Source organism: Aeribacillus sp. FSL W8-0870, assembly GCF_037963755.1.
In the GTDB taxonomy this organism is placed as follows: Bacteria; Bacillota; Bacilli; order Bacillales; family Aeribacillaceae; genus Aeribacillus; species Aeribacillus composti.
Genome location: NZ_CP150165.1, coordinates 3210991 through 3228340, shown reverse-complemented (window position 1 = coordinate 3228340; position 17350 = coordinate 3210991). Strand labels below are relative to the sequence as shown.

The following is a 17350-nucleotide window of genomic DNA, read 5'->3' as shown; positions in this document are numbered from 1 at the left end:
GCTTATTTTTGGCCATTTCTAAACGGTTCCAGTACTTCATCCACCCATTGACGAAATTTTTCATACGCTTCCTCATTTGTTTGAACATTTTCTATAAATCCACCTTTAAATTTATCATAATAATGCTCTTTATTTACAAATAATTGTTGAAATTCTTCCTCTTTTAAATCATCAAAAAATAAATCCATTGTGCCATCAGTTCTTTCCCAGGCAATTCCTTCGATGAAAGGGGAAAATTCATCTTTAAAGTTGTCTACATGTAAATGATTCCCGGTGTAATTTTTCGAATGAAAGTAGTCATCCTTCTTCATGAGTGTGTCCTCCAAATTGATTTTTACATAATTTGAATTTTTTGCTAAGTATCTCGTTAAGAAAGATTACACAATATGAGCATTTTGCAAAATTAGATTTTTTGGATAAAAGTATAAAAAATAAAGCACTCGGCAAATAGCTACCAGCATGTTATTTTACAAAATATTACAATAATCTTGTTTTCGGGCATACCTACAGAATTTTTCACATTGAATTTTTTTAAGCGGCTTTCTTCCCTTTATTTTCCTTTGCCATCGCTAGCGCTGAAACAAGTAATACAATAGCGTTCAGGTAAATATGGGTCTTTACTTTTTCAATTCCCCATACATGTAGGGAGTTCGCCGTAAGGTAGCTTTTCATTCTTGAATTACAGCGTTCTACACTTGTCCTCTCGTTGTAAAGCTCTTTCCAACGTTTTGTATCACGGTGCGGATTGGAATATCGGCGCACATCCTTTTTGATGTCGACTTTTACCACCATTCCATAGTTGGAAGATGAACAGGCTGCCATTCCTAATGGGCAATCCACTTTGCCGGTTGCGTGAGGACATCTGAACTTGAGCTGGTCCTTATCAGCTCCCCAATAAGTCATTTCATAACCCATGGAACAACGCGGAGTTCCATTGGAAGAAATCCCTTCAGGAGGCTCTTTTTCGTTGCGCAAATTGAGCGGGATAATGGCTTGCGCTCCAATGTTTTTGGCTGATTCATAGTTTTTTAGTTGGTCATATCCGCCATCCATGATCAGAAATTCAATTTTGGATTTGGTACGCTCTGCCACTTGCTCTATTAATTCTGGTGCGACTTCTCCATCGTTCACATGGGCAGGGGTTACTTTTATGGCTATTGGCAGTTCGCTTGCGGTATCGACTGAAAGATGCATCTTATAGCCAAACCAGGTAATTTTATTGCCGAAGGAATCATATTTTGCGCCCCAATTGGCATTACCCGTTTGTTCACTACGCTTTTTGGGCTGTTTCTTTTCATAGGCATCAATGGCGGCACTGTCGATGGCCTGGTGGCTGCCGTCAATTATTCCTTCCTCCTGAGCTAACTGTACCAAGTCAAGGAAGATCTTTTCAGCCAGCTTTTTTTTGGTAAGTGCCGCAAAAACCCGGCTGAGAGTGGAGATAGACGGTGCGGGGCGATCAATCGATAAACCGCATTGATAACGGAAACGAAGGTCTTTATCCAATCGATGATGAAGGGCGGTAAAGGTGTCGATGCCTTCGAGTGGGGCAGCGATGAGAGCCCTTAGAATCCCTTCTCTGGAATGACCGTCAGCCCCTCGGGGTGAAGAACTTCTCAACTGTTTAGCATAAGGGCGTAAATCAAGCGAGCTAAAAAAGATAGGTAATTTCTCTTTTGACTCTAATTTTTGCAGTTCTTCAAAGGAAAATAGGCTTTCTTGTAGAATATACAAAGTGACTTCCTCCTTTTGAATTTTTGTGGTTTCGTCACTTCAAAAATTCTACATTTTAGGGGTGAAGTCCTTTTTTATGTCTTTGAAATCCTTATGGCTCTTGGGTCAAAAAATATGCAAAATGCTCAATATAACAAGATGTTTCTTGTTTACCAATTTGAAGAGCAATTTCGGAGCAGGTAACCTGCATCACGCTGCGCTTTTTAACTCCATTTTATATTTTAGAATATTTCAATTGTTTCTAGTAATGCTCTATTTCAAAAAAGATTGTAGCTTGACCCTAGGAAAATGCGATGTTGAATCATTAAACAGAAACAGGAGGCACTCCTCTTCTTAAAAACAAGGTGTCATTCCCTTATGGTAAAATGGTCGAGAAGAATGTTTATCCCTACAATCTGGCAAAGGCGGGTAAACAAAGATGAAAAAAATAATCCCTCATATTTATTTGCATAACTGTAAGGAAGCGTTGCAATATTATCAGCAAGTATTTGGAGGAGAACTTAAAAATGTAGAGACATCCGATGGAAAAGAAATGTTTAAAGATCACGAAGGAAAGTATATTCATGCCGAGCTGCATATTAACGAATCATGTGTACTTTATTTTGCCGATGTTTTCTCATCGGTGACGAAGGGGAACAATATATGGCTGACATTGGATTTGGAGTCAGAAGATGAAATAAATTCAATTTTTACAACATTAGCGAAAGACGGACAGGTCAAAATGGAATTGCAAGATACTTTTTGGAATTCAAAATATGGTGTGGTAATCGATAAATTCGGTGTAGTTTGGGAGCTAAACTATGCAAAATAATAAGCGGCAGAAATTCTAAAAATAAGTGTTTGATTTGAACATGTTTTGCTATAATTGAATAAAAGCTTAGAGGAGATGAGTAAGATGAGTCAGCAAACAGTTGAGAAGGGTTATTTTGGCCAATTTGGAGGAAGCTTTGTTCCAAAGGATTTGCAAAGAGCATTGGACATACTGGAAGAGAATTTCGAAAAATTTAAAAACGATTCAACGTTTAATGAAGAATTGGCATATTATTTAAGAGAATATGTTGGTAGAGAAAATCCGCTGACATATGCGAAAAATTTCACAGAAGCGCTCGGGGGCGCGAAAGTTTATTTAAAACGTGAAGATTTAAATCATACCGGAGCACATAAAATCAATAATGCAATTGGACAGATCTTGCTTGCCAAACGGATGGGGGCTACTAGAATCATTGCAGAAACGGGTGCTGGACAGCACGGTGTTGCAACAGCAACCGCGTGTGCGATGTTTGGAATGGAATGCACCATCTATATGGGCAAGCTCGATACAGAGCGGCAGGCATTAAATGTGTTTCGGATGGAGCTGCTTGGTGCAAAGGTAGTACCGGTTGAAAAAGGACAAGGACGTTTGAAGGATGCGGTGGATGCAGCTTTAGCTGATTATGTGGAAAATTACCAAAACACGTTTTACTTGCTTGGATCTGCTGTCGGCCCGCATCCGTATCCAACAATTGTCAAGCATTTTCAATCGGTTATTAGTGAAGAGTCGAAAAAGCAGATTCTTGAAAAAGAAGGGAAGCTTCCAACAGCAGTGATTGCTTGTGCAGGAGGAGGAAGCAATGCAATCGGAGCTTTTGCGCATTATCTGGACGAACCAAACGTAAGATTAATAGGAGTGGAGCCGGAAGAGGCACCAACGCTTACGAAAGGTGTTCCAGCTGTTATTCACGGATTTAAATGCTTAACTTTGCTTGACGAAAATAATGATCCAATGCCGACTTACTCTATTGCAGCAGGGCTTGATTATCCTGGAATTGGTCCAGAGCACAGCTATTTGAAGGAAACCGGACGGGCAGAATATGTTACGGTGTCTGGAAAAGAGGCTTTGGAAGCTTTTCAGCAATTATCTAAGCTAGAAGGAATCATCCCTGCTCTTGAAAGTTCACATGCTGTAGCATATGCGATGAAACTTGCCCCGCAACTAAGCAAGGAGGATATTGTGATCGTTAATCTCTCCGGCAGGGGGGATAAGGATGTCGAGCAAGTGTTTGAAATGTTGAAAAAATAAGGTAAAAATCGGCGTTTTTGAACGTCGATTTTTTACTTGTGCGCCCGGCATGGGTGTAATCTATAGGGTGAAAGTCCCGAGCTGCGAAGGCAGAAGTAGCAGTTAGCTTAACGCAAGGGTGTCCGTGGTGACGCGGAATCTGAAGGAAGCGAGCGGCAAACTTCCGGTCTGAGGAACACGAACTTCATATGAGGCTAGGTATCACTGGGTGAGTTTGCAAGACAAAACAAAGCCCTTTCTGCCGAAGGTGATACAGAGTAAATGAAGCAGATGGATGGAAGGAAAGATTACACTCTTACCCGGGGAGGTCTGGCTGGCACGCCAAGTAACCTTGGTAACCTATCTAGTGATAGATAGCTGAACAGTCAGAAGTCAGCAGAGGTCATAGTATTAGTTGGTCTAGAACAACTAAGAAGGACCGAACAATTAAGAGAGAATAGCCCTTGGCATTCAGTGAGTCATGATGAACACAGAAAACGTAGTACCTCACTTGAGGGAGGAAGCGGTGAATCCCGTGGGAGATCTCTTGGAGGGTGGAGTGACCACTGGCATAAAGAGAACAGCTATTCACGGAAGTTATAAAGACTTGCGTCAATTATCTTAATTGAACCGCCGTATACGGAACCGTACGTACGGTGGTGTGAGAGGACGGGAGTTAATCGCTCCCTCCTACTCGATTTAACGATTCATCAGCTGAATTTTTAGAAGAGCAAGTTGTTTATAGTAATATAAAAAAGGCAGATTTTTGATCCACCGGATAAGTGTATATTTATCTTTGAAAAAATTCTTGACAGCTCTGAAATGGGCAAGGTATGGGAGCTGTAGTCACGAAAGTGCTATAGAAAGTTAAAAGATATGGGATAAGTGCGTTCATCACATTTTTTCAATGAATCAAAATGGTGTAGCTTTTGAGGTATAGTTATCATTTGGTCTTAACTTTACTCTGATTTTATAGGAATCTTCTCAGCTCTTAGTATTTTATGTTGGTTGATAAATTTAGTTTGCGAAGGAATGACTGAGGGGGTCAATCTAACTGTTATCTAAGCTTGCCATGTTTTCGGAGTTTACATTTAAACGCCGGACATTTACCACCAGCTTTGTAAATATATGAACGAAATAAGAAAAACTTGTTGATTTAATGCTTTTTTCAGTGGTATAGGGTGTTAAATGGACAGCTTGGTATCTATTTTGTTCACAATTTCGACAAAAACATAAAAAAATGTCGTTTTTTTTACATTTTTCCGTTGCACCGTCATTTTCGCTTTGCTATAATAAAACCCGTCATTGCATTACGGCTACCACGAGCGATGCTTCGATGAATAAGCATCGAGTTGCCTCGACGCATCTCCTTCTTCGAATAAGCTGGAAGAGGAAGAGGCATGGCAAGTGCGTGTTTTTCGTCTTGATAGAAAAGAAATAATGTATGCGGGTGTAGTTTAGTGGTAAAACCTCAGCCACGAGCGATGCTTCAATGAATAAGCATCGAGTTGCCTCGACGCATTTACTTCTTCGAATAAGCTGGAAGAGGAAGAGGCATGGCAAATGCGTGTTTTTCGTCTTGATAGAAAAGAAATAATGTATGCGGGTGTAGTTTAGTGGTAAAACCTCAGCCACGAGCGATGCTTCAATGAATAAGCATCGAGTTGCCTCGACGCATTTACTTCTTCGAATAAGCTGGAAGAGGAAGAGGCATGGCAAATGCGTGTTTTTCGTTTTAAAAGAAAATCGAATAATATATGCGGGTGTAGTTTAGTGGTAAAACCTCAGCCACGAGCGATGCCTCGATGAATAAGCATCGAGTTGCCTCGACGCATTTACTTCTTCGAATAAGCTGGAAGAGGAAGAGGCATGGCAAATGCGTGTTTTTCGTTTTAATAGAAAATCGAATAATATATGCGGGTGTAGTTTAGTGGTAAAACCTCAGCCTTCCAAGCTGATGTCGTGGGTTCGATTCCCATCACCCGCTCCATACATATCATTCATCAACGCAGTGTTTCGTTTTTATAAGCAAACGAAGCATTGCGTTTTTTCATTATAGAAATTTTGTATGCTATGCCATTAAAAGAAAGAAAAGGGAGAGGCTTAAGCGAAAATTTGTTGGCGAGCATCTCCACCGTGAATTTGAACAAACATGTTTGCCATCGCTCCAAGTAATTTTTTTGCTTCTTCTGTCCGCATCGATGGCTTTAAATAAACGATATGTAAAGCGCTTGTTGTCGAAAGCTGTACTGCTGTTCGCTTAGAATCAACATAGGGGCTTCCGAAAGGTCCGTTTGCATCACAGGTTACTAGTTTATTTTCCAAATTCACTTGGCGGCCGTTGATGGCATCATATGAATCGCCATTTTTACCGATTTTTAACGTAATAGGTCCTTTTATTTTGTTTCGGTCGTAGATGCCTAACGGAATTTCATATTTCAAAGAGAAAAAATTATTTAAGTCAACTGCTGAATGGATAGACTGTAAGTATTGCTGTTTTTGAACGCGGCGAAAAAGAGCCTCATTGGATGGGCGGTATCGATTAGGATCAGTGCCAACACGCTTAAAGACTTCCCGCCATTCTCGAATGCCGTCTAATTCAACTGCATTTTTATTTTCTAGATCGAAAAAAATAGATTCTTGAAAGAAACGAAGTCTCCCTTTTAACATTTGGGGGGATTCGGATACTTGAATATGATCATACTCAATTAAGCCTATTTTAAAGTGAGGAATTCGTTGTTTGACCTCTTCAGCAATAAAAAATTCCATTGATTTCCCTCCTATTTTCAGCCATTTTATCTTAACATAGTTTATACCCATGGTGCTAGTTGAGCGTCAACGCTCAACTAGCCCAAGAACAACGAGCGAATAGGCCAATAAAATGGCATCAAGCGCCGTTTCAAATCCAGAGATCGAATTGGCGCGAATTTTCGTGATCCGAAATGAATCCACTAAAACCGAGAACGCGGTTTCGACGATTTTGCGTTTTCGTTTCATCCATTGTTTCCATTCTTTTGATTGCACCACACGTTGATTTTTTCGGGCAGGCGTCCAAAAAGCGATCTTGTATTCATCGTACAGCTTCTTTTGCAGGGCTTGGCTCACATATCCTTTGTCGCCAAGTGTATACGGATGAGGAAGTTGAGTCATCACTGTTTCCGCAGCTGTCCGATCGTGGCAGGATGCCTCGGTCAGGACATATCCCATCGGAAGCGCTTGGTCGGTAATCTGAAGATGAAGCTTAAACCCATAGTAAACCATCTTTTTGGATGCACAATACCCAATATCTGCGATTCCTTGAAATCGTTTGACGCGATACATTCGTGCGTGGTGGCAGAGTTCAATGGGTAAGCTGTCCACTACCGCATAAGCGTGATGTTGTCCACGTTTGGCGAGTTGGTGACGAATCCATTTGATCGCCCAACGCAAAGAACGGCATCGACGGTTGTATCGAGAGCGCTCTAGGAACTTTTCCTTGGTGAACAGGTTTCCAATGACAAATCGATGCCAAGCCCGTTCCGAAGTAAAACCCAGCAATTTTCCAAGAACGTGAATGGCGATGATAACCTCATCCTCTTGCTTCAACAAATGACGATTTCGACGTTGCAAATACATCTGAATACAAGACAGTTGTGCTGATACAACGAATAAGATCGCGGTATATTGCTTTTGAATTTTTGCTTGGTTTATTGTAAAATGAAAGTGCTCTTGCATGGAACTTCTCCTTTTGAATGTTTGTTCGCACTTTCATTTTAAAGGAGATCCTCATGCAAGGGCTGTTTTTATGTCTCGAGATTTTATCTAGCACCACGGGTAGTTTATATATTTTTTGAAATAAAAACAAAGGGGGTGGAGCGGTGTGGATTTCACAGTTCTCAAACAAGAAATTATTGAATACAGCAAGCAAATTGGAATCGATAAAATCGGTTTTGCGAGTGCTGATGTTTTTGAAACATTGAAGGAGCGGCTAATTGTACAGCAGCAGTTAGGATATCAGTCAGGATTCGAGGAGCCTGATATCGAAAAGCGGACAAATCCTGAGCTGCTCCTTCCAAAAGCAAAATCGATTATCTCTATAGCGTTGGCATATCCTTCAAAAATGAAAAATGCTCCCAGAAGTACAAAAAAAGAGCGGCGCGGTTTATTTTGCAGGGCTTCATGGGGGACAGACTATCACGTGATTCTAAAAGATCGGTTAAAAAAGCTGGAAAGCTTTATTTTAGAAAAAGTGGACGGAGCACAGGTTAAATCGATGGTCGATACGGGGGAGCTGTCGGATCGGGCCGTAGCAGAGCGAGCCGGTATCGGATGGAGCGGAAAAAACTGCATGATTATTACACCGGAATTCGGCTCTTATGTATATTTAGGCGAAATGATTACAAATATTCCTTTTCCTTCCGACACCCCGATTGAAGACCGATGCGGATCCTGCAACATATGTGTCGATTCATGTCCGACTGGTGCGCTCGTGCAAGGCGGGCAGCTCAATTCAAAGAAATGTATTGCTTTTTTAACGCAAACAAAAGGGTTTCTGCCTGATGAATACCGTGGGAAAATCGGAAACAGGCTTTACGGCTGTGACACTTGTCAGCTTGTTTGTCCGGAAAATAAAGGAAAGGATTTCCATATCCATTCTGAAATGGAACCGGATCCTGAAATTGCAAAACCAAAATTAAAGCCGCTTCTTCATATTTCAAACCGCGAGTTTAAAGAAAAATTCGGCCATATAGCTGGTTCATGGAGAGGAAAAAAGCCGATTCAGCGAAATGCGATCATCGCTTTAGCCCATTATAAAGATAGAACGGCTTTGCCTGATTTAATTAAACTGATGCACGAAGATTCAAGACCGATTATTCGGGGAACCGCCGCATGGGCGATTGGAAGGATAGGAGATCAATCAGTGCTTTTTGAATTAGAAAAAGCTCTGGAAAAAGAACAAGATGAAGAAGTAAAGAATGAAATTGTCAAAGGAATTGAAATGTTGAAAGCATGATTTTAATTGTCACCATCATACGTATATAGAAGAAACGAAAATGGTGGTGACAAATGTGGACGTACAGGCTGTTTATCGAAAAATAAATGAAAAGCTGCAATTTTTAGTGAACAAATCTGTCAATCACAATCGGCAGCAATCTTCAGAGCTTGAATGGTGTGAAAAGAAAAAAGAGCTGGCAGCAAAACGAAAAGCGGAAATAGTGAAAGCGACTTGTCTCATAAAATGGCCGAAACAGATCGAAGATGAGGCAACCGTTTTAGATTATTTATGTGATTACAGGCTTCTTTATAAGCAAGGTGATTTTTTATATATAGAAGAAATTGGGGAAGAGCGGGTAGCGAAGTTTTCCAATAAAGGTCATTTAATATCTGATGAAGTTAAACTAAAAGACTGTTTTCATAAAGATGAAGAGGATGATTGGACAAACGAAAAATGGCAAGAAAAAGATGAACGGGTTTCTTTTCAATATGATCGGTTGAAAAGCGTCCAATATGCGGAACGGTGGTGGAACAGCAGAAATCCGAATTATCCTTATTTTGACGTAAATTGTACAAATTATGTTTCCCAATGTTTACGTGCCGGTGATGCGCCGATGAGAGGCTACCCGAACCGGTCATCAGGATGGTGGCTTGCGAATAATAATTGGAGCTACAGCTGGTCTGTAGCTCATGCGCTGATGCTGTATTTGTCCACATCGAAAACAGGACTTAGAGCGAAAGAAGTTTCGTCTCCTGAGCTGCTTAAGCCCGGGGATGTGATTTGTTATGATTTTCAAGGCGACGGCAGATTTGACCATTCAACATTTGTTGTTGCAAAAGATAAAAGCGATATGCCGCTTGTCAATGCCCAAACATCCAACAGCCGAATGAGATATTGGTCGTACGAAGACTCAACTGCCTATACAGAAAACATTCAATATAAATTTTTTCATATCATTGATGATAATGAGGATTCTTAAAAATGTTATAATAGTTTTCGAGGTGAATCATTGTGGCATTACACGTTGTTTTATATCAACCAGAAATCCCTGCAAATACTGGAAATATTGCTAGAACTTGTGCGGCGACTAATACAGCCCTTCATTTAATTCGTCCTTTAGGTTTTTCAACGGATGATAAAATGCTTCGACGCGCAGGGCTTGATTATTGGGAATTTGTAAACATTCATTATTATGATTCTCTTGACCATTTTTTTCAGCAAAACCAGAACGGGGATTTCTACTATATAACTAAATTTGGAAAACGATATTATACGAGCTATGATTTTAGTGATCCTTCCAAAGAGATTTTCTTCATTTTTGGACGTGAAACAACAGGACTTCCAAAAGAATTGCTTGCAGAAAATGAAGATCGGTGTTTGCGCATTCCAATGACGGAAAACGTTCGGGCATTAAATTTGTCGAACACTGCCGCTATTTTAGTGTATGAGGCGCTAAGACAGCAAAGCTTTCATGGATTATCTTAAACACTTTTAGTTTTGGGCTTCTTTCGGATTGTAAATATACATTATTTTTGGCGGTTATTCTGTTCAAATATAAAGGAAGTATGAGAAGGAGCGGACTACCATAAGGTTAAAAAAGCAAATACAAAGGCCAGAGCTGTCAAAGCGCCTGGCCTTTTTTGCAGTCAACAAGGTATCCCATGAAGAAATGCCAATTCAAAACGTTATTTGCGGTGTTTTTCTTTATATGCTTTCGCATATTGATCAGCAGCAAAAATCGCATCTGCTACATCATCAGCTGTCACATTGAATGCATTATGGATTGTTTCCCCTTCTGCGGTTGCTGCTTTAGCGACTTTTAGTATATCTTCGCGTGAAGCATCTTTTAATTTAATGTCCTCCAACGTGACTGGCAAATCAAGGCTCAAATAAAGCTCAATATAGCGTTCAATTTCTTGTTGTGAATGTTCTTCGAGAGCGAGCTGGACAAGAGTACCAAATGCCACTTTCTCTCCGTGTGTCAAATGATGTATTTCGCCTTCTAACGCGGTAAATCCGTTATGAATAGCATGAGCCGCTGCCAAACCGCCGCTTTCAAAACCTAGTCCGCTAAGGAGCGTGTTTGCTTCGACGACCGCTTCTAACGCAGGGGTGACCACTTTTGCTTTTACTGATTCATAGGCAAGCTTCCCGTACTTGAATAAAGTTTGTTCACATTTTTCTGCAATTGCTTCAGCTGCAATTGTAGGGATACCGCCCGCCATCGTTTTTCCTCCGGATTTTATAACACTGCGTGCTTCCACCCAAGTTGCAAGTGCATCAGCGATTCCAGAGGCAAGTAAACGTGGCGGAGCATTAGCGATAATTTTCGTATCGACAAGTACAAGATCTGGATTCTTTTTATAAAAACGGTAGCTTTCAAATACGCCGTCATCAGAATATATAACAGAAAGAGCACTAGTTGGAGCATCAGTTGAAGCAGCTGTCGGCACAATCACTATATAAGCATCTAATTCATCCGCTACCGCTTTTGCGGTATCTAACGTTTTTCCTCCACCAACGCCGATTACAATAGTAGCTTCTGCTTTTCTTGCAATATTCGCGATTCTTTCTACCTCGTTTCTCGAAGCTTCTCCGCTAAAAACTACTTCTTCGGCTGCAATATTTCCTTTTTTTAATTCGTTTACAATTGTATGCCCAGCAATTTTCCAAACTATTTCATCAGCTATCACGACTGTCTTGTTTCCAATTCCTTCAAGATAATTCGCGATTTTTGTAATGACATTTTTACCTTGAACATATTTTGCAGGGCTGATAAATACTCTTTCTACCGCCATAATTAGCACCCCTTTTATGTTTTTGGAGTTATTTTCATGGAACTAAAACAAGCCGCAATTCCCTACCTGCTTTATCGCTTCACAAAATTATCGGGAGGACTACTTGTGAACAAATCATCAATATGCACAAAATTATTTTTTGTTGACACCAGGTTTATCGTTGTATCCTGCAGTGAAAATAGCAATTAAAAATGTGATGCAGACACCTAAAACTAAAGCAGTTTTCATGAAAAAGATCCCTCCTTCATATGTACAACGTAATCAAAAATTACTAGTTTTATTATACATTAACATTCCCAACGAGTGAAAGAATTTCCCTAAGGTTTGTCATTTTGTCAAAATTTTTTAACTCATTTTCAAATATTAAGCTAATCAAAAAGCATCTTTAAGGACATCCTCGCATAAATTGTATTAATCTGGTGCTCAAACCAACGATGGAGGAGGTCCCTGATGGATATTTTGAAAAAAATCGAAAAGCATAGAGAAATGGAAGAGCGCTTAAAATGGGAAGGCACCTTCGCTGAATATTTGGAAATATTAAAAGAAAAACCATGGATAGCCCAATCCGCCCATTCTCGCGTTTATAATATGATAAAAGATGCAGGGATTGAGGAGATTAATGGCCGAAAACGATATAAATTTTTCAACCAGGAAATTTTTGGACTGGACGAAGCATTGGAACGTCTTGTGGAAGAATATTTTCATCCCGCTGCTAAGCGGCTGGATGTAAGAAAAAGAATTCTGTTGTTAATGGGTCCTGTCAGCGGCGGGAAATCTACACTTGTCACTTTGTTAAAAAAGGGATTAGAAGAATATTCGAAAACGGATAGAGGTGCAGTTTATGCAATTAAAGGCTGCCCGATGCATGAAGATCCTTTGCACTTAATTCCGCACCATCTTCGCGACGACTTTTATAAAGAATACGGCATTCGAATTGAAGGCAATTTATCTCCGCTTAATATGATGCGCCTTGAAGAAGAATACGGCGGAAGAATTGAGGATGTTTTAGTTGAACGAATTTTTTTCTCAGAAGACAAACGGGTAGGAATCGGCACATTCAGTCCGTCTGATCCAAAATCGCAGGATATTGCCGATTTAACGGGAAGTATAGATTTTTCTACAATTGCTGAATACGGCTCAGAATCCGATCCGAGGGCTTATCGATTTGATGGAGAGCTTAACAAGGCAAACAGAGGAATGATGGAATTTCAAGAGATGTTGAAATGTGATGAAAAATTTTTATGGCATCTGCTATCTCTAACTCAGGAAGGAAATTTTAAAGCGGGCCGATTCGCGCTCATTTCAGCTGATGAGCTCATAGTCGCTCACACGAATGAAACAGAATATCGTTCATTTATTTCAAACAAAAAAAATGAGGCTCTCCATTCGCGAATTATCGTCATGCCGATCCCGTATAATTTAAAGGTTTCCGATGAAGAAAGAATTTACGAAAAAATGATTAAAGAAAGCGATGTATCCGATGTTCATATCGCTCCGCATACATTGAGAGTAGCGGCAATGTTTACTATTTTAACCCGTTTAAAGGAGCCGAAGAGATCGGATATCGATCTTGTGAAAAAGATGCGGCTTTACGACGGAGAATTGGTTGAAGGGTTTAATGCTGTAGATGTGGAAGAGCTAAAAAAAGAATATCCGGAAGAAGGAATGAGCGGCATCGATCCTCGTTACGTCATCAATCGGATTTCTTCTACCATTATTCGGAAAGAAGTGCCTTCTATTAATGCGTTAGATGTACTTCGTTCGTTAAAAGAAGGTTTATATCAGCATCCTTCGATTTCAGAAGAAGACCGTGAGCGTTATTTGAATTTCATTTCCATCGCGCGGAAAGAATACGATGAAATTGCGAAAAAAGAGGTTCAAAAGGCGTTTGTCTATTCATATGAAGAATCGGCAAAAACTTTAATGGACAACTATTTAGATAATGTTGAAGCGTATTGCAATAAAAGCAAAATCCGCGATCCGCTGACAGGCGAGGAAATGAATCCGGATGAAAAATTGATGCGTTCAATTGAGGAGCAAATCGGCATCTCAGAAAATGCAAAAAAAGCTTTCCGAGAAGAAATTTTGATTCGCATTTCAGCATATGCAAGAAAAGGGAAACGTTTTGACTACAATTCCCATGAGCGGTTGCGCGAAGCTATTCAGAAAAAATTGTTTGCTGATTTGAAGGACGTTGTGAAAATTACAACGTCAACTAAAACGCCTGACGAACAGCAATTAAAGAAAATTAACGAGGTTGTAGCGAGACTCATTGATGAATATGGATACAATTCAACATCTGCCAATGAACTTCTTCGCTATGTAGGCAGTTTACTAAATCGTTGACAATTGAAGCTGGTTTCTTTCATGATTCGCCCAATGGGCGCTATTTTTTTCAAAATTTCTAATCAAAAAAGGTGTGCAACAGCATGTCAATTTTGGAAGGTTCGAGCATATGATAGAATAATCTTTTATTTGTCCAAACGAACCCATTCGTTTGAATATAATAAAAGAATTGCCAAGTTTTTTAAGGGAGGGAAAAAAATGACATCCAAAGGGAACCATCACTTTGTTGTTTCTAGAGAGGATTGGTCCCTCCATCGTAAAGGCCATGATGACCAAGTTCGCCATCAAGAAAAAGTGCAAGAAGCGATTCGCAATAATCTCCCTGATCTTATTTCAGAAGAAAGCATCATCATGTCAAACGGAAAAAATGTAGTAAAAATTCCGATACGGTCGCTTGATGAATATAAAATTCGATATAACTATGACAAAAACAAACATGTCGGCCAAGGAAAGGGAGACAGTAAAATTGGCGATGTTGTTGCGAGGGATGGCACAAATGATGCACAAGCAGCTGGGAAAGGCGAAGGCGCTGGAGATTTGCCTGGAGAGGACTATTATGAAGCTGAAGTGTCGATTATGGACTTGGAAAAAGCGTTCTTTCAGGAACTTGAACTTCCAGATTTACAGCAAAAAGAAATGGATGAGAATATTGCTGAAAAAATAGAATTTAATGATGTTCGCCGTACAGGCCTTATGGGAAACATTGATAAAAAACGGACAATGCTTTCGGCATTTAAACGAAATGCGATGGCAGGAAAACGAAGTTTTTATCCGATATATCCGGAAGATTTGAAATTTAAAACTTGGAACGAAGTGGAAAAACCAGAGTCAAAAGCTGTTGTGCTTGCAATGATGGATACGAGCGGTTCTATGGGAATATGGGAAAAATACATGGCGAGAAGTTTCTTCTTTTGGATGATTAGATTTTTAAGATCGAAATACGAAACGGTAGATATTGAATTTATTGCCCATCATACGGAGGCAAAGGTTGTCACTGAGGATGAATTTTTTTCAAAAGGTGAAAGCGGAGGCACCATTTGTTCTTCTGCCTATCGAAAAGCATTAGCACTTATTGAAGAAAAATACTCGCCTTCCCGGTACAATATTTATCCGTTCCATTTTTCCGATGGAGATAATTTAACTTCAGATAACAGCCGATGCGTGAAGCTTGTCGAAGAACTAATGAAAATTTGCAACATCTTTTGTTACGGCGAGGTCAACCAGTACAACAGATACTCCACCTTAATGTCTGCTTATAAAAACATCAACAATCCGAAATTCCGTTATTTTGTGTTAAAGCAAAAAGCAGATGTGTTTCATGCGATGAAAACTTTTTTTAAAAAACAAGAAAGTAAAACCAGCTAAATGTGAAAAGGGGCCTGACATAGGTTCCTTCTTTTGTTTTGCAGTTTCTAGTAACAGCTGTTCAAAAAGATTTTTTGAAGGAAAAATTTCAGCAGATTCATTTGAATGTTGGAGAGAAGATAAGCACGAAGATTTTCACAGTCCCTTTCAACCAAAAAAATTTCCTCCTGCGCTAGACAGGTTATTTTACTGTCTAACGCAAGAGGAAAGATCAATTCGCTAGTTTATTCATATTGTTCGCAAAAGGTTTTTTTGTACGGCTACTGATTCTACTGTTCAGAGTTCTGGCCTTTTTCTTTTTCTATTGGTTTATAGTAGAGCTTTTGCGCAAGTAATGTTTGCAGAATAAGGAATGATCCGCTCACTGTCCAGTAAAGAGGCAAGGCAGCTGGTGAAGCAAAAGAAGCTGTTCCTATCATTAGCGGCGACAGCATTCCCATCATTTTCATCGGTCCTTGCAATTGATCTTCAGGTACCGTTCTAATGGAAACTTTAAATTGCACATAATAAATAGCTGCAGCACAAAGCGTCAAAATAAGGTCAGGTGTTCCGAGATTAAACCATAAAAATGAATGTGTTGCAATTTCTTTCGAACCGCGAATGGCATAATACAGCCCCATGATGATCGGCATTTGAATAATAATGGGAAGGCAGCCCATTTTCAATGGATTGATGTCGTGCTTTCGATAGAAATCCATCATTTCCTTTTGAATTTTTTGTTGTTCTGCTTGATCCTTCGCCTTTTTAAACCTTTCTTGCAGCTCCTTCATCTCCGGCATAACTTTCTCCATTTTCAATTTCATATTTTGCTGGTCTTTATATTGGCGAAGCATTAACGGCATAAGAATCAACCGAATCAAGACCGTAATTAAAATAATCGCGATTCCATAGCTGCCGTGAAACCAGTCCGCAAAAGTTTTAATAATAATTGAAAAAGGTTCAACGAATGTTTGCTGGAAAAAGCCTGATTGATTTGAGTTGCCAGCGCTGCATCCAGTTAGTGCAACAAAAGTGATCATGACTACGATATACAAAATATTCCGCATCTTTTTCCTCCTTATAAATAAACAAAATGTGTCTCCAACAGGGAAGGAAAAAGATGATCCTCCTTATCGTCCGGTCCCTCTTTCCGCTTTCTTTTCTTTATAAGAAATGAAAGAAAAAGGAAAGTGAAATACGGGATCTCTCTTGAAATGCTGTCAAAAAAGCTGTTTTTGAACTGTTCAAATTTCGCTTTGGCAGAAATTTGATAACCAGTACGGACATAACGATGAAAAAAGTTTAGCCCGATCTGTATGCAGATCTGCAGTGAAAGGGCGATGATTAATGTATCAAAAGTCAGCTCTAGTTCGGGCACAAGAGTCACCTCAATAGCAATTATAAAAATATTGTATCGTGAACAAGCCTAATTGTCATTTCTTTATGAAAAAACATTTTAATGTAAACTTAAATAAATTTCAGGTTTACAAAAATCGTTATTTCAACTATTATGTGATTATAAAATTTTTTCGAAAGGAGTTATTTGTATGAAGTTATATGATATGGTATTAGTATCAATGTTCGCGGCTGTTGTTGCTGTGCTCGGCCTCATACCGCCGATTGCGCTTCCGTTCACGCCAGTGCCAATCACCGCTCAAACATTGGGTGTGATGCTGGCAGGGGCAATGTTAGGATCCAAACGAGGATTTATCAGTTTATTGTTGTTTGTATTACTTGTAGGAGCCGGAGCACCGATTCTTGCTGGCGGAAGAGGCGGGCTGGCAGTATTATTTGGTCCGAGCGGTGGATATATTTTATCTTGGCCTTTTGCATCCTTTATAATAGGTTTTTTAGTTGAAAAGAATTTTGAAAAATTAGCATTTTGGAAAGTGTTAGTATTTAATATAATTGGTGGTATTTTATTTGTTTATTTATGCGGCATTTCTTATTTGTCTTGGATTGCCAATATGAATTGGATAAGTGCGAGCATATCGGCGTTGGCTTATATTCCAGGAGATTTAACAAAAGCGGTGATTTCAGCATTTTTGGCAGTAAGAATTCAAAAATCGTATCCATTGATTAAAGCTCGTAATAAACAGGCTGCTTAAGGGGTGA

General features: G+C 39.6%; 14 protein-coding genes and 1 tRNA gene. 9 read left to right on the top strand and 6 right to left on the bottom strand.

Annotation, left to right across the window (positions count from 1 at the left end; all coding sequences use genetic code 11):
- Positions 1–2: 2 nt before the first annotated feature.
- Positions 3–311 (bottom strand): hypothetical protein, encoded by a 309-nt coding sequence (locus NSU02_RS15655; protein ID WP_339193265.1) that lies wholly within the window; start codon positions 309–311, stop codon positions 3–5.
- 220 nt (positions 312–531) lie between these two features.
- A complete protein-coding gene (locus NSU02_RS15650) occupies positions 532–1734 on the bottom strand; it encodes a transposase (protein ID WP_339192838.1) in 1203 nt (400 codons plus the stop codon).
- A 418-nt stretch (positions 1735–2152) separates the two neighbouring features.
- Here NSU02_RS15650 and NSU02_RS15645 point away from each other — a divergent pair, with 418 nt between their 5' ends.
- The 3 genes from NSU02_RS15645 (at position 2153) to NSU02_RS15635 (ending at position 5762) form a co-directional block, all read left to right on the top strand.
- On the top strand, positions 2153–2545 hold the full coding sequence (locus tag NSU02_RS15645) for a VOC family protein (protein ID WP_339193264.1): 393 nt from the start codon (positions 2153–2155) through the stop codon (positions 2543–2545).
- A gap of 84 nt (positions 2546–2629) precedes the next feature.
- Entirely contained in the window at positions 2630–3793 is a 1164-nt protein-coding gene (gene trpB / locus NSU02_RS15640; RefSeq protein WP_063387240.1) for a tryptophan synthase subunit beta, read from the top strand.
- A gap of 1895 nt (positions 3794–5688) precedes the next feature.
- Positions 5689–5762: transfer RNA gene (locus tag NSU02_RS15635), tRNA-Gly, on the top strand.
- Positions 5763–5875: 113 nt separating this feature from the next.
- Here NSU02_RS15635 and NSU02_RS15630 read toward each other — a convergent pair.
- Together NSU02_RS15630 and NSU02_RS15625 are read right to left on the bottom strand one after the other, a co-directional pair.
- Complete coding sequence (locus tag NSU02_RS15630; protein WP_339193263.1) at positions 5876–6541, bottom strand: phenylalanine--tRNA ligase beta subunit-related protein; 666 nt, start codon at positions 6539–6541, stop codon at positions 5876–5878.
- A 66-nt stretch (positions 6542–6607) separates the two neighbouring features.
- Positions 6608–7486 carry an IS982 family transposase gene (locus NSU02_RS15625; protein WP_327848482.1) on the bottom strand — a complete coding sequence of 293 codons (879 nt, stop codon included), beginning with the start codon at positions 7484–7486 and terminating at the stop codon, positions 6608–6610.
- Positions 7487–7631: 145 nt separating this feature from the next.
- Here NSU02_RS15625 and queG point away from each other — a divergent pair, with 145 nt between their 5' ends.
- Genes queG through trmL form a run of 3 tightly spaced genes read left to right on the top strand, consistent with a single transcriptional unit; the run spans position 7632 to position 10232 of the window.
- Positions 7632–8765 carry a tRNA epoxyqueuosine(34) reductase QueG gene (gene queG, locus NSU02_RS15620; RefSeq protein WP_327848606.1) on the top strand — a complete coding sequence of 378 codons (1134 nt, stop codon included), beginning with the start codon at positions 7632–7634 and terminating at the stop codon, positions 8763–8765.
- A 40-nt stretch (positions 8766–8805) separates the two neighbouring features.
- Positions 8806–9726 (top strand): amidase domain-containing protein, encoded by a 921-nt coding sequence (locus NSU02_RS15615; protein WP_339193262.1) that lies wholly within the window; start codon positions 8806–8808, stop codon positions 9724–9726.
- A gap of 32 nt (positions 9727–9758) precedes the next feature.
- On the top strand, positions 9759–10232 hold the full coding sequence (trmL, locus tag NSU02_RS15610) for a tRNA (uridine(34)/cytosine(34)/5-carboxymethylaminomethyluridine(34)-2'-O)-methyltransferase TrmL (RefSeq protein WP_094244585.1): 474 nt from the start codon (positions 9759–9761) through the stop codon (positions 10230–10232).
- 200 nt (positions 10233–10432) lie between these two features.
- Here the strand turns inward: trmL and NSU02_RS15605 are convergent, their stop codons facing one another.
- The gene (locus tag NSU02_RS15605) at positions 10433–11545 is read right to left on the bottom strand and encodes a glycerol dehydrogenase (RefSeq protein WP_327863191.1); all 1113 of its coding nucleotides are present in this window, start codon (positions 11543–11545) and stop codon (positions 10433–10435) included.
- Between the two features lie 450 nt (positions 11546–11995).
- Between NSU02_RS15605 and NSU02_RS15600 the strand changes: the two genes are divergently transcribed.
- Together NSU02_RS15600 and yhbH are read left to right on the top strand one after the other, a co-directional pair.
- Entirely contained in the window at positions 11996–13891 is a 1896-nt protein-coding gene (locus tag NSU02_RS15600) for a PrkA family serine protein kinase (RefSeq protein WP_339193261.1), read from the top strand.
- 198 nt (positions 13892–14089) lie between these two features.
- A complete protein-coding gene (gene yhbH, locus NSU02_RS15595; RefSeq protein WP_130156502.1) occupies positions 14090–15256 on the top strand; it encodes a sporulation protein YhbH in 1167 nt (388 codons plus the stop codon).
- Positions 15257–15525: 269 nt separating this feature from the next.
- Here yhbH and yidC read toward each other — a convergent pair whose 3' ends face one another.
- Positions 15526–16302 carry a membrane protein insertase YidC gene (gene yidC / locus NSU02_RS15590; RefSeq protein WP_130156500.1) on the bottom strand — a complete coding sequence of 259 codons (777 nt, stop codon included), beginning with the start codon at positions 16300–16302 and terminating at the stop codon, positions 15526–15528.
- Positions 16303–16782: 480 nt separating this feature from the next.
- Between yidC and NSU02_RS15585 the strand changes: the two genes are divergently transcribed.
- A complete protein-coding gene (locus NSU02_RS15585) occupies positions 16783–17343 on the top strand; it encodes a biotin transporter BioY (protein WP_063387249.1) in 561 nt (186 codons plus the stop codon).
- Positions 17344–17350: the final 7 nt, after the last annotated feature.